The sequence below is a fragment of the Methylobacterium sp. CM6246 genome (assembly GCF_054818005.1).
The window spans coordinates 1,274,698-1,287,812 of the sequence record NZ_JBTXKY010000001.1 but is presented as its reverse complement, the minus strand read 5'-3'; the positions used below and the strand labels follow the sequence as shown (position 1 = coordinate 1,287,812).

Here is a 13,115-nt window from a genome sequence, read left to right as displayed (position 1 = left end):
CGCGGCTGCCGGCAGTATTCTACCTAGCGCTATAGATCTGAATGGCGCCCGAACATGGGCCGGACCGGCGCTTCAGCCGCAGGGACCGGTCTCCGGGGCTTCCGAGGACGCCCCGATGACCTTCGAGACCCTGGTGGCGCAGGCCGAGCGCCTGGCGGCCGCCCCCTACGCGGCCCCGCCCAGCGAGCTGCCGCCCGCGCTGACCGGGCTGGATTACGACGGCTACCGGAGCATCGTCTTCCGGCCATCCGAGGGGGTGCCGCTGGGCCGCCATTTCAGCGCGCAGCTGTTCCACCGCGGCTTCCTGCAGCGCAAGCGCGTGGCGCTCTACCTCCAGCCGCGCACCGGCCCAGCCCGGCCGATCCCGTACGAGAGCCGGATGTTCGACCTCGGCGGGCGGCTCGCCGGCCAGGGTTTTCCGGCCGATCTCGGCTTCGCGGGCTTCCGCCTGCACTACGCCTTCCCGGACACGCCGGCCTGGCGGGCCAAGGGCTTCCAGGAGGAGTTTCTGGTATTTCTCGGCGCCTCCTATTTCCGGCTGCGCGCCGCCGGCCAGGAATACGGGCTCTCGGCCCGGGGGCTCGCCATCGGCACCGGTGCGCCGGAGGGCGAGGAGTTTCCCGACTTCGTCGCCCACTGGCTGTGCGAGCCGGAGCCGGAGGCGCGCACCCTCACGGTGCTGTCGCTCCTCGACAGCCCGAGCGTCTCCGGCGCCTATCGGTTCGTGATCACCCCCGGGGCCCCGGCGCGGATCGCCGTCACCGCGTCGCTCCACCCGCGCACCGCGATCCCGCGGCTCGGGCTGGCGCCGCTCACCAGCATGTTCCTGTACGGCCAGAACGGGCCCGGCGCCCGGGGCGCCAAGCCGTTCGACGACTTCCGCCCGCAGGTGCACGATTCCGATGGGCTGTGCGTCGCCACCCCGGGCGACCGGCTGTGGCGGCCGCTGGTCAACGGACGTCGGCAGCCGCAGATCTCGGCCTTCGGGGCGAAGCCGCTCACCGGGTTCGGGCTGCTGCAGCGGGAGCGGAGCTTTGCCGCCTATCTGGACGTGGAGGCGCGCCAGGAGGCCCGGCCCGGCCTGTGGGTGTCGCCCGACCAAGGGCGTGCCTTCGCGGAGGGCGCCGTGCAGCTCTACGAGATCCCCTCGGACGAAGAGTACATGGACAACATCGTGGCGGCCTTCGCGCCGGCCGATCCGGTGCAGCCGGGCACGGCCCTGCGTCTCGCCTACGGCCTGACCACCGTGGGGGCGGAGCCCGCGGACGCGATCCCACAACCCGCGCTCGCCCGGGTCACCGAGACCCGGTTCGGTTCGGCCGAACGCCTGCGCCCGACCGTCCCGCCGAGGCCGGAGCGGCGCCTCTGCATGATCGATTTCGAGGGTCCGTCACTGCCGAAGGGTCCGGACGAGGCGGTCGCCGCGGAGGTCTCGGCCAGCGCCGGCACGCTGCACGAGCCGGTGGCCAACTTCGTGCCGCAGACCGGCGGCTGGCGCGTCTACGTGGAGTGGCGGCCGCCCCAGCCGATGCCGGCGGGGGACATCGTGCTGCGGGTGCGGCTGATCCGCAAAACCACGCCGCTCAGCGAGCCGCTCAGCGAGACTTGGGACGCGGTGGTCTGATGATCCCCGCTCAGGCGCTGCGCCGCTCGCGCTCCAGGCGTTTTGCGAGGCGGGTGGCGCCGTAGACCTCGCTCAGGCGGCGGCGGGCGGCGGAGATCGGCGGCGCCTGCCGCTCGACATGGGCGGCCGCGATGACCCGCAGGGCGGCGTCGACCGAGCGCTCCAGCCGGCGTTCGGCCGAGCCGGCCATGCCTGGATCCGTGTTCAGCATGCGATGATCCCTCGTGCGAGGCCGGGCCCGCCCTCTCGCGGGGCGGTGACCGGCGGCGGGGACCAATCTCGTCATCCGGCTTGACCGCATCAAGGCAGCTTGGCCGTAAGCCGCCGCGCCGTTACCGCAGCTCCTCGTGCCAGGTCCGCCCGTCGCGCTCGATCAGCGCGATGGCGGCGGTGGGCCCCCAGCTCCCGGCCGGGTAGGGCCGCGGCGCCTCCGGACGGTCGGCCCAGGCCTTGAGCACGCCGTCGGCCCAGGCCCAGGCAGCCTCGACCTCATCGCGGCGCATGAACAAGGTGGCGTTGCCCCGGACCACGTCCATCAGCAGGCGCTCGTAGGCGTCCGGGTAGCGCTGCTTGAAGGTCTCCTCGAAAGAGATGTCGAGGTCGGTCGGGCGCAGCCGCAGGCCACCGGGGCCCGGATCCTTGGTCATCACCTCGAGCTTCATGCCCTCCTGCGGCTGCAGGCGGATCACGAGGCGGTTGGGCTCGCGCCCGAACGCCTCCTCGGGGAAGATCGAGAACGGCGAGGCCCGGAACTGGACCACGATCTCCGACAGCTTCTGCGGCAGGCGCTTGCCGGTGCGCAGGTAGAACGGCACCCCGGCCCAGCGCCCGGACTGGATCTCGACCTTCATGGCCACGAAGGTCTCGGTCCGGCTCTCGTGGCCGAGCTCGGCGAGGTAGCCCTCCACCGGCTTGCCGTCGACGGCGCCCGCCACATACTGGCCGCGGACCGTGGCGAACTGGATGTCGTGGGCGGTGATCGGCTTGAGGGCGCGCAGCACCTTCAGCTTCTCGTCGCGCACCGAGTTGGCCTCGAGGTTGAGCGGGCTCTCCATGGCGGTGAGGCACAGGAGCTGCAGGATGTGGTTCTGCAGCATGTCGCGCATCGCGCCCGAGGTGTCGTAGTAGCCGGCCCGGCCCTCGACCCCGACCGTCTCGGCCACGGTGATCTGGACGTGGTCGATCACGTCCGAGGTCCAGAGCCGCTCGAAGATCGTGTTGGCGAACCGCAGGGACAGCAGGTTCTGCACCGTCTCCTTGCCGAGGTAGTGGTCGATCCGGAAGATCTGCGATTCGGGGAAGACCTCGCCGACCGCGTCGTTGATCGCACGGGCCGATTTCAGATCCTTGCCGATCGGCTTCTCCAGCACGACCCGCGACTTCTCGCCCACGAGCCCGTGCGCGGCGAGGTTGCGGCAGATCGAGCCGTAGAGGTCGGGCGAGGTGGCGAGATAATAGGGCCGGACCTGGTCGGGCCGCTCGTCGAGCTTGGCCACGAGGTCGGCCCAGCCGCTCTCGCCGGCCCCGTCCACCGCGACGTAATCCACGTGGTCGAGGAAGGCGTGGAGCGCATCCTCGGCGAGGTCCGAGGCGGGCACGAAGCGCTTGAGCGCGTCCCTCGCATGCTCCCGGAACGCGTCGGTGGACAGCTCCGAGCGCGAGGCGCCGATGATTCGGCTGGTCTGCGGGATCTGCCCGTCCCGGAACCGGTAGAACAGCGCCGGCAGCAGCTTGCGCGCCGTGAGATCGCCGGTGGCGCCGAACACGACGCAGTCGAACGAGGCAACGGGGATGATCGTGGCCAAAAGAGCGGCTCCCTGGTGTCGTGCGCGGGTGCAGCGCGGCGGGCGCGCCGCACTGACCTAACCTGGGTGCAAACGCTTCGCCAGACGAGGGGGGACCGTCAGCAAGGTCCGCGGCGCATGCCTCCGGATGAAGAGCTGAACGCCGGCTCGGTCCGATGCAGGCCTGTCAGCGCAGCTCAGCGAAGCAACCGAGGGCTCCGCGCGGCGCGGCGTTCCGCTCGATGGGACAGTTGGTGGCAACAAGAGGTGTCCTACGGCCGGCGATACACCCAGACCCGCGCGGGCGGCAGGTTCAGCCAGACCCGGTTCGAGCGGTCCGCCGTGTAGCTGCCGGCCTCACAGCGGGCCGGGATCGGCGGCACCACCGCGTAGGTGAACTGCACGAACGGCGCGCCCGGCTGCATCAGGTCGTGGGCGGCGTTGAGCAGGTCGAGGCGCTGCTCCAGCGGCTTGGTGAACAGCGGCAGGCTCGAGATGGTCGCGGCGGCGGGCTGGGCCAGCGCCGTCTTGAGGGTCGCGCGCATGTCGTAGGCATCGCCGCGGATCACGGTCACACCCGGGAAGCGCCGGGTCAGCAGGCGGCAGAAATCCGGGTTGAACTCCACCAGGATCAGCCGCGAGGGCGCGATGCCCCGGCGGATCAGCGCCTCCGTGACCGGGCCGGTGCCGGGGCCGAGCTCGACCACCGGGCCTTCGCGGCGCGGATCGACGTAGGACGCCATGGTCCGGGCCAGCATCTTGCCGGACGGAGTTACGGCGCCGGTCACGAGCGGCCGCTCGAACCAGGAACGGAGGAAGCGGGCTTCGTCCTCCAGGGGGTCGCGCCGCGGCCCAAGATTGTCCCCCCTGGCGGCAGGGGCCTTCGCACTGGGACGGCGGAGCGGCGGCAAGTCCTGGATTCCTCGAAGCCGATGGGAATGGAAGGCTAAGGCAACGCGCCGTCTTACAGTCAAGCCGGGCCGGCGCCTAGGGTAAGCATGCCACGCTCGCCGGATGCATAACGGGCGTGCACCGGTTCGGATCCGGCCCGACGCGCCCGCCGCCGACCGGGATGCCGATTCGACCCCGGCGAGCGCGTCGGATCGGCGTTCCTAGGGTCGAACGGCGCTGCCGAAGAAATCCCGCACCTTGGCGAAGAAGCCCGCTGATTCCGGGTGATTCTCCGGCAAGGCCGATTGGTCGAACTCCTGCAGCAGCTCGCGCTGGCGCTTGGTCAGGTTCTGCGGGGTCTCGACGAAGACCTGGATGTAGAGGTCGCCGACCTCCCGGGAGCGGAGCACCGGCATGCCCTTGCCCTTGATCCGGAACTGCTTGGCGGTCTGCGTCCCGGCCGGGATCCGCACCTGGGTCTGCGAGCCGTCGATCACCGGCACGGTGATCTCGCCCGCGAGCGCCGCCGTGACCATCGAGATCGGCACCCGGCAGAACAGGTCGGCGCCGTCGCGCTGGAAGAACTCGTGCTGCTTGATCGACAGGAACACGTAGAGGTCCCCGGGCGGGCCGCCGCGCAGCCCGCTCTCGCCCTCGCCGGCCAGCCGGATGCGCAGGCCGTCATCGACGCCCGCCGGCACGTTGATCGAGAGCGTGCGCTCGCGGTTGACCCGGCCGGCGCCCTGGCAGGTGGCGCAGGGGTCGTCGACGATCTCGCCGCGGCCGTGGCAGTTCGGGCAGGTCCGCTCGATGGCGAAGAAACCCTGCGCGGCCCGCACCCGGCCGTAGCCCGCGCAGGTCGGGCAGGCGCGCGGCTTCGAGCCCGGCTTGGCGCCCGAGCCGTCGCAGGCCTCGCAGGTCACCGAGGTCGGGATCCGGATCGTCTCGGCCTTGCCGATGAAGGCCTCTTCGAGGGTGATCTCGAGGTTGTAGCGCAGGTCTGAGCCGCGCTCGCGGCCCGGCGTCCCGCCGCCACGGCCGCGCTGGGCGCCGCCCCGGCCGTCGCCGAAGAAGTTGTCGAAGATGTCCGACATGAAGTCGCCGAACTCGTTGCCGAATCCGGGGCCGCCCGCACCCTGGCTGAAGGCGGCGTGGCCGAACTTGTCGTAGGCCGCGCGCTTCTGCCCGTCCGAGAGGCACTGATAGGCCTCGTTCAATTCCTTGAACTTGATCTCGGCTTCCTTGTCGCCGGGATTGCGGTCGGGATGAAAGGTCATCGCGAGCTTGCGGAAGGCGACCTTCAGCTCACCTTCCGTCGCGGTCTTGGCGCATCCCAGGATCTCGTAATAGTCCCGCTTCGACATCCCACCCAGTCTCCGGACACTCAGAAGGCGCTGTGTTCCCTGGACCTGTCCCCAGGACCCGCCGGGGCGGGCCGTTCAGGGGGCGGTCTCGAGCAGGGTGAGCGGGCCGAGGCATCGCCGCGATCGTGGCGACCCCGGCGCTCTAGCATGAGCCGGCCGGTCCGAGGTTGAATTCGGACGATATCCGGGTCCTGCGGCGCCCGCGCAACAGCGCGTCTCACAAGCAGAGGCGGGGCCGGATCGCTCCGGCCCCGCACGGTCCTGTCGAAACGACGCCTCAGGCGCGCTTCTTCTGGTCCTTCTCGTCGACCTCCTGGAAGTCGGCGTCGATGACGTCGTCCTTCTTCTCGGAGGCGCCCGCCTCGGCACCGGCCTCGGGGCCGGCACCCTGCTGGTTGGCGCTGTACATCGCCTCGCCGAGCTTCATCGAGGCCTGCATCAGGTCCGTGGTCCGGGCCTTGATGGTCTCGACGTCCTCGCCCTCGAGCGCGGTCTTGAGCGCGGTCATCGCGGTCTCGATCGCGCCCTTGTCGGCGGCCGGGACCTTGTCGCCGTACTCCGCGACCGACTTCTCGGTGGCGTGGACCAGGCTCTCGCCCTGGTTCTTCACCTCGACCAGCTCGCGGCGCTTCTTGTCCGCCTCGGCGTTGGCCTCGGCGTCCTTCACCATCCGGTCGATGTCGGCGTCCGAGAGGCCGCCCGAGGCCTGGATGCGGATCTGGTGCTCCTTGTTCGTCGCCTTGTCCTTGGCCGTCACGTTGACGATGCCGTTGGCGTCGATGTCGAAGGTCACCTCGATCTGCGGCATGCCGCGGGGTGCCGGCGGGATGCCGACGAGGTCGAACTGGCCGAGCAGCTTGTTGTCGGCCGCCATCTCGCGCTCGCCCTGGAAGACCCGGATCGTGACGGCGTTCTGGTTGTCCTCCGCCGTCGAGAAGGTCTGGGACTTCTTGGTCGGGATCGTGGTGTTGCGGTCGATGAGCCGGGTGAACACGCCGCCCAGCGTCTCGATGCCCAGCGACAGCGGGGTCACGTCGAGCAGCAGCACGTCCTTGACGTCGCCCTGGAGCACGCCCGCCTGCACGGCGGCGCCGATCGCCACGACCTCATCGGGGTTGACGCCCTTGTGCGGCTCCTTGCCGAAGAAGGACTTCACCACCTCCTGGATCTTGGGCATCCGGATCATGCCGCCGACCAGCACCACCTCGTCGATCTCGGAGGCCGACACGCCGGCATCCTTGAGCGCCTTGCGGCAGGGCTCGATCGTGCGCTGCACCAGGTCGTCCACCAGCGACTCGAACTTCGCCCGGCTGAGCTTCAGCGCGAGGTGCTTCGGGCCGGTCTGGTCGGCGGTGATGTAGGGCAGGTTGATCTCGGTCTGGGTGGCCGAGGACAGCTCGATCTTCGCCTTCTCGGCGGCCTCCTTGAGGCGCTGGAGGGCGAGCTTGTCCTTGGTCAGGTCGATGCCCTGCTCCTTCTTGAACTCGGCGGTCAGGTACTCGACCACGCGGTTGTCGAAGTCCTCGCCGCCCAGGAAGGTGTCGCCGTTGGTGGACTTCACCTCGAACACGCCGTCGCCGATTTCGAGGATCGACACGTCGAAGGTGCCGCCGCCGAGGTCGTAGACCGCGATGGTGCCGGCCTTCTTCTTGTCGAGACCGTACGCGAGGGCGGCCGCGGTCGGCTCGTTGATGATGCGCAGCACCTCGAGGCCCGCGATCTTGCCGGCGTCCTTGGTCGCCTGGCGCTGGGCGTCGTTGAAGTAGGCCGGGACCGTGATGACCGCCTGCGTGACCGGCTGACCGAGATGCGACTCCGCGGTCTCCTTCATCTTCTGGAGCGTGAAGGCGGAGATCTGCGAGGGCGAATACTTCTTGCCGTCGGCCTCGACCCAGGCGTCGCCGTTGTCGCCGCGGACGATCGTGTAGGGGACGAGGCCCTTGTCCTTCTGGGTCATCGGGTCGTCGAAGGTGCGCCCGACGAGCCGCTTGATGGCGAAGAACGTGCGCTCGGGGTTCGTGACCGCCTGACGCTTGGCCGGCTGGCCGACGAGCCGCTCGCCGTCGTCCGTGAAGGCGACGATCGACGGCGTGGTGCGGGCGCCTTCAGAATTCTCGATGACCCGGGGCTGCGTGCCTTCCATGACGGCCACGCACGAATTGGTGGTGCCCAGATCGATACCGATAACTTTACCCATGGTGGGATCCCTCTTCTGTCGCGTTCAAGCAGACCGCCGAGCCCCGAAGCAGCTCGGCCCATGGCGGATGTGCATGTGATGTGAGTATGGGACCCGGGCCGGATCAAGGGCCGTGAACGGCTGAAATCCAGCGCGTAATCCCGCGTCGAGGGCGATATAAGAACCCCCGGACGGGCTCGCAAGGCAAAGCCGGCCCGTTGGCCCCGGCGATCGGATTTTCTGCCAACGCGTTGGCGCTCCTGAAAAATCCTGCCGTGACGCCGGCCCTGCCCGAATGGCGTCGATGCATTTTGTTGCTCTGCTGCCACGTCAAGGCCATCGATGGCGTGTTAACGGTTCGACAAGGGGTTGAGCGTGGCCCCGCCACCTCGTCCTCTCGTCAGAGCCAGATGCCTCGGACCCGCAGCCCCCTGCTCCCCCGCCTGCTCCCCGTCCTGGCGGCCGCGATCGCGGTTCCCGCGCTGCTCGGCGCCCCGCCGGCGCAGGCCCAGAACTTCTTCGAGCGCCTGTTCGGGATCAAGCCCGAACGGCCGCCGGTGCCGCCCCGCGGCGTGCCCGAGGGTCCGCCCGCGGCCCCCGCCCCGGGGGAGCCCGGCCCCGCCCCATCGTCGCCCCCCGAGGCGAGCCGGCCCGCTCCGGCCCCCGCCCGCCCGGTGGTGCTGAAGGCCCCCTCCGAGGACGGGGTGATCGGGCCGGAGCTCCAGCTCAACGGCATGTCCGGCACCCTGAAGCTGGAGCGGGCCGGCACCGCCGTCACGGCGCGGATCAAGCTGCCCGGCACCAAGATCTCGCAGCCGGCGGAATCCTGCACGGTGCCGCTCGCCAACGGCAACCCCATTACCCTGTCCTCCGAGGGCAAGCCCGAAGGCGCGCCGCGCTTCGAGGCTGCCGGGGCCGAGTGCCCGCTGCGCTTCGACGTGGTCGAAGGCGGGATCCTAGTCACGTCGCTGGGCCAGGGACCGATCTGCACCTTCTCGAATGCCGATTGCGCGACCACCCCCGTGGGGCTGTGGGGGCCGGCGGGCGCTAGCCTGATCCCCCGGGCCGGGGAGTTCGACACCGGCCGGGGCGTCGCCGACAAGGCGGTACGCGACAATTACAAGTTGATGACCCAGCGCGCCCGGCGCGAGGACGTGCGCCCGATTGTGAGCGAGCAGGCGGCCTTCTCGGCCGACCGGGAGCAGCTCTGCCGCAACTACGCCCGCGAGGGCACGCACGGCTTCTGCCACCTGCGGGTCACCGAGAACCGGGCCCTGGCGCTCGCCACCCGCCTGGGCGCCAACACGGCGGTTCCGACCGCCGCGGCGGCCCCGCGCCGGTCCCGGCCCAGGCCCGCCGCGGAGCCGGCCGTCGACGGGGTGAACCCGGACACCGCCGGCGAGATGCCGCCGGAATAGGGTCAAGATCCGGTCGGGCCCGGCCGTGCGAAGGGCTGCTTGCGACCCAACGCAGCCGCCCGAACCGCCGTCGGCGCTTCCCCAAAGCGGTCATCAATCCGCGGCCCTTCAGTTGTGGGCCGCGGTGATATCGGAAGTCGTTACCACGGCTGACCATCACCGAACGACCAGTCCTCCTTCTCGACAAAGACCATGTTGATCATGATGTCGTCAGGTCGGACCCCCTATTTCGATTTCAGGTCGCCGGCAACGAAGCGTTAGAAGGCGAACTTGGTGTCGTTCTTGTTGCCGGCAGTGCTCGTCACCTGGATCAAAATGGAGTTCGAAGACCGACCGAAGCCAACACATTGCGGATCATAGACAATATTATCGGCTTTGTGCTCGCCGATAACTACGAAGCGGTCGCCATCAGGCGCTTCGAGGATGTCGACGATGCCTTGATCGACGATGTCCGCCACGGCAGCGCGGTACTCGGGGCTTTTCCCCGCGATCAAATCGATACGTGCAAAAGGCATGATGACCGCCTCGGGCAGGATTGCGGTCGGACCCCGGCCGGGACCGACCGCTGAGCGCTCACGTCCGGTTGTCGATCTCCGGCACACCGCTGCTCCTGTCCGCATAGGCAGCGATGAAGGTCGGCCGAGACTGCCAGCGCCGCCAGAAGGCATCGAGATGCTCGAAGCGCTCATCGAGCGGAGTGGCGTTCACCGGGAACTTGGAGAACGCGATCGCCGTCGCCAGCGTGATGTCCGAGAACGTCGGTTGATCGCCTCCCAGCAGCCACGCACGGCCGTCGGCGAGATGCCGATCGACGAGACCGGCATGCGCCAGTGCCACCTTGCGGGAATGCTCGCCCCAGGCCGGATTGCTGGTCAGTTCGAGCTTCGGGCCCAGGCCCTGATGCAGGACATGGAATGCGGCGACGATGGGATAGAGGATGTGCACCCACACCCGGTTGTCCCACATCTGATCGAGGCCGCGCTCGTGCGCCGTCTCTCCCATGATCTTGCGGCCTTCGAACGTGTCGTCGAGGTAGCGGGCGATGGCGGAGGTCTCGCTCAAGTAAGAGCCGTCGGCGAGCGCGAGGGTCGGTGTCTCGCCCCAAGCGTTCATCTTCAGGTGCTTCCAACCGCGCTGCTCGCCGACCGGTGACATGTCGTAGACCGTCTCGTCGAAGTGATCGGCGATGCCCTTCTCGTGCATGAAGATCCGCAGACGCTGCGGGTTCGGGAAGGCCGAGGGTGAGGTGAAGAGCTTGAGCTTGTCGGGCATCGTCGTCGCGCCTTCCTGAAGAGCTTGCCTGTCTGTCAGATGACAGATTGCAAGCTAAGACCGGCGTCTTGTGCCGTCAACCCCTGTCTGCCATATGACAGGTGGAGGTTGAGAATGGCAGCGACGTTGAAGAGGGATGTGCGTGAGGCGATCCTCGTGGCCGCGAGGGAAGCAGCGATGGCCTATGGATACGGCGGTATCAATTTCCGCGACCTCGCGGAGGCCGTTGGCATCAAGGCCGCCAGCATCAACTACTACTTCGCCAATAAGGCCATCCTCGGCGAGGCAGTCGCGCGCCGCTATTGGGAAGACATTGCCCGCGCTCTTGAAGCTATTTCAACAGATGCGCAAAGCCCGATGGACGCGCTGCGGCAATATCCCGGCATTTTTCGCCTCTCTCTGGAACGCAACAATCGCATGTGCCTCAGCAGCTTCATGGCGACAGAGTATGACGCGTTGCCTGAGCAGGTCCTGAAGGAGGTCCAGTCTTTTGCAGACGTCAATACGGCCTGGCTACGCGAGCAGCTGGTTGCCTCGAAACTCGTTGAGCCAAAGGACGGGGAGACGAGAGCCCGTGCCATCTATGCTGCTGTGGCCAGAGCTCAGATCATCGCTCGAAGCCGTTCGGACGTAAATCTGTTCGACTCGTTGGTGAGGAGCTATCAAGAGGCGGGACTCCTGCCGAACTGATCGAAAGCCTGCACGAAGAGAAGGGCCGCTTCCAAGCCCTGCCGCTCAGAAGCAGATCGGCGGAAATCCACCCTCAACGGATCGGCGCACGGTCAAGCCGATTGGGTCTGAACCCGGGAGCATCGTCCCGGACATCGGAACCTGCACGACGCACCAGATCCGTGTTCTCGCACCGTCGTGTTCCGAAAGCCGGCAGCCGCCGTTCGGGCCGACGAGTCAGGCCCGCCCGGCGGTCATCGACAGCATGGCGGGGTCGATGCCGATGGCGCGCAGGGCCAATTCGTACTTGGCGTCGAGGTCGGTGTCGAAGATCAGCGCCGGGTCGGCCGGGCAGTTGAGCCAGCCGTTGGCCATGATCTCGCTCTCGAGCTGCCCCGCCTGCCAGCCGGCATAGCCCAGGGCCAGCACGGCGCTGGCCGGGCCCTCGCCGCTCGCGATGGCGCGCAGGATCTCGACCGTGGCGGTCAGGCAGATGCCGTCGTCGATGATCAGCGTCGATTGCTGGATGTGGAAGTCGTCGGTGTGCAGCACGAAGCCGCGCCGCCCCTCCACCGGGCCGCCCATCAGCACCGGCATGTGCCCGACCCGCTCGCGCAGCCGGATCGCGTCCGCCTCCGGGGCGACGTCGAGCTGGACCAGCAGGTCCGGCATGCTGATGTCGGTGGCCGCCTTGTTGACGATGATGCCCATCGCGCCGTCGGCCGAATGGGCGCAGACGTAGATCACCGAGCGGGCGAAGCGATCGTCGGCCATCCCGGGCATCGCCACGAGGAACTGGCCGTCGAGGAAGCTCGAGCCGGTGAGCGCGGATTGCGCGGGCGAGGCTGGGTTCGACATGCGCGTATGCTACGCGGCCCCCTCGCCTTGTCCAGCGGACAAAGCGCGCGCCGCCCCGGCCCTACCCGGCTGGAAAGGCGCTGTCGAATCTGCGGGCGGATCGCTATATATCCTCGCCCCCGGGCATTGGAATTTGCACAGGCCTGATCTGGCCGCGAGAAGGAGGCGTCCCATGACGGACGCTGCATCCCCGGCTGCCTTCGACATCGAGGCACAGCGCGCCCAGATCCAGCGGGCGCAGGAGGAGACGGGCAAGTTCGTCGCCGAGCAGCGCAAGCTGATGGCCGAGGCAGCCAAGCTGGCCACAGAGCAGCTCAAGATGTCGGCCGAGGCGGCCAAGCTCAGCCGCGACCGGGCGCTGGCACCCTGGCAGGTCGCGCTCTCGGGCATGGCTGCCGGCGCGGCCTTCTTCGGCGCCGGCGCCGCCTTCATCAAGCCCCTGGGGCCTTGAGCGCGTCGGCGCCCGACCGTCCTCGACAGGCGCGGTCCATCACGCTAGGTCAGCCGCGATTGTTCAGCGCGCGATCGGAGCGCGCAGCAACGAGGGACCCGCGATGATTCAGGTCGGCGATCACCTGCCCCAGACCACCTTCCGGGTGACTGGCCCCGAGGGCCCGCTCGCCCGCACCACAGACGACGTGTTCAAGGGCCGCCGCGTGGTGCTGATCGGCGTGCCGGGCGCCTTCACGCCGAGCTGCCACCGCAACCACCTGCCCGGCTTCGTCTCGAAGAAGGACGAGATCACGGCCCGCGGCGTCGACGCCATCGCGGTCACCAGCGTCAACGACGTGTTCGTGATGGACGCATGGTCGAAGGCCAGCGATGCCGAGGGCCTGGAATTCCTGGCCGACGGCAACGCCGACTTCGCCAAGGCCATCGGCCTGGAGATGGACGGCACCGGCTTCGGCCTCGGGATCCGCTCCAAGCGCTATTCGATGCTGGTCGAGGACGGCGTGGTGAAGATCCTCAACGTCGAGGAGACCCCCTCGAAGGCCGAGGCGTCCGGCGCCGAGGCGCTGCTCAAGGTCCTCTGAGGCCATCGGGGCTTCGCGCCCCGAT

Annotated in this window: 12 protein-coding genes and 1 pseudogene; 5 read left to right on the top strand and 8 right to left on the bottom strand. The window is 68.7% G+C overall.

Annotated features, from left to right (window positions below; all coding sequences use genetic code 11):
* Positions 1–115: 115 nt before the first annotated feature.
* A complete protein-coding gene (locus tag ACYQPG_RS06485; protein WP_461230572.1) occupies positions 116–1,624 on the top strand; it encodes an OpgD/OpgG family glucan biosynthesis protein in 1,509 nt (502 codons plus the stop codon).
* A 10-nt stretch (positions 1,625–1,634) separates the two neighbouring features.
* Here ACYQPG_RS06485 and ACYQPG_RS06480 read toward each other — a convergent pair whose 3' ends face one another.
* The 5 genes from ACYQPG_RS06480 to dnaK form a co-directional block, all read right to left on the bottom strand.
* The gene (locus ACYQPG_RS06480) at positions 1,635–1,814 is read right to left on the bottom strand and encodes a hypothetical protein (RefSeq protein WP_419829988.1); all 180 of its coding nucleotides are present in this window, start codon (positions 1,812–1,814) and stop codon (positions 1,635–1,637) included.
* Between the two features lie 142 nt (positions 1,815–1,956).
* Positions 1,957–3,429 carry a glucose-6-phosphate dehydrogenase gene (zwf, locus tag ACYQPG_RS06475; RefSeq protein WP_147909611.1) on the bottom strand — a complete coding sequence of 491 codons (1,473 nt, stop codon included), beginning with the start codon at positions 3,427–3,429 and terminating at the stop codon, positions 1,957–1,959.
* A gap of 251 nt (positions 3,430–3,680) precedes the next feature.
* The gene (locus ACYQPG_RS06470) at positions 3,681–4,319 is read right to left on the bottom strand and encodes a class I SAM-dependent methyltransferase (protein ID WP_147909612.1); all 639 of its coding nucleotides are present in this window, start codon (positions 4,317–4,319) and stop codon (positions 3,681–3,683) included.
* Between the two features lie 201 nt (positions 4,320–4,520).
* Positions 4,521–5,663, bottom strand: coding sequence for a molecular chaperone DnaJ (gene dnaJ, locus ACYQPG_RS06465; RefSeq protein ID WP_147909613.1), 1,143 nt, complete (start codon positions 5,661–5,663; stop codon positions 4,521–4,523).
* Between the two features lie 277 nt (positions 5,664–5,940).
* Positions 5,941–7,860: a molecular chaperone DnaK gene (gene dnaK / locus ACYQPG_RS06460; RefSeq protein ID WP_147909614.1), complete on the bottom strand. Its 1,920-nt coding sequence runs from the start codon at positions 7,858–7,860 to the stop codon at positions 5,941–5,943.
* A 389-nt stretch (positions 7,861–8,249) separates the two neighbouring features.
* Here dnaK and ACYQPG_RS06455 point away from each other — a divergent pair, with 389 nt between their 5' ends.
* Positions 8,250–9,257, top strand: coding sequence for a hypothetical protein (locus ACYQPG_RS06455; protein ID WP_461230571.1), 1,008 nt, complete (start codon positions 8,250–8,252; stop codon positions 9,255–9,257).
* Between the two features lie 140 nt (positions 9,258–9,397).
* Here ACYQPG_RS06455 and ACYQPG_RS06450 read toward each other — a convergent pair.
* Both ACYQPG_RS06450 and ACYQPG_RS06445 read right to left on the bottom strand, forming a co-directional pair.
* Positions 9,398–9,772, bottom strand: a pseudogene (locus ACYQPG_RS06450) (tautomerase family protein).
* Between the two features lie 58 nt (positions 9,773–9,830).
* Positions 9,831–10,529: a glutathione S-transferase family protein gene (locus ACYQPG_RS06445; RefSeq protein ID WP_461230570.1), complete on the bottom strand. Its 699-nt coding sequence runs from the start codon at positions 10,527–10,529 to the stop codon at positions 9,831–9,833.
* Between the two features lie 114 nt (positions 10,530–10,643).
* Between ACYQPG_RS06445 and ACYQPG_RS06440 the strand changes: the two genes are divergently transcribed.
* Positions 10,644–11,219 (top strand): TetR/AcrR family transcriptional regulator, encoded by a 576-nt coding sequence (locus ACYQPG_RS06440; protein ID WP_461230569.1) that lies wholly within the window; start codon positions 10,644–10,646, stop codon positions 11,217–11,219.
* Between the two features lie 216 nt (positions 11,220–11,435).
* On the opposite strand, the gene ACYQPG_RS06435 is transcribed toward ACYQPG_RS06440, so the two are convergent.
* Complete coding sequence (locus ACYQPG_RS06435; RefSeq protein ID WP_461230568.1) at positions 11,436–12,056, bottom strand: YqgE/AlgH family protein; 621 nt, start codon at positions 12,054–12,056, stop codon at positions 11,436–11,438.
* Between the two features lie 172 nt (positions 12,057–12,228).
* Between ACYQPG_RS06435 and ACYQPG_RS06430 the strand changes: the two genes are divergently transcribed.
* Positions 12,229–12,507, top strand: a complete 279-nt coding sequence (locus ACYQPG_RS06430; protein ID WP_461230567.1) for a hypothetical protein — start codon at positions 12,229–12,231, stop codon at positions 12,505–12,507.
* Between the two features lie 103 nt (positions 12,508–12,610).
* Positions 12,611–13,090, top strand: coding sequence for a peroxiredoxin (locus ACYQPG_RS06425; RefSeq protein ID WP_147910519.1), 480 nt, complete (start codon positions 12,611–12,613; stop codon positions 13,088–13,090).
* The last annotated feature ends 25 nt before the right edge of the window (positions 13,091–13,115 follow it).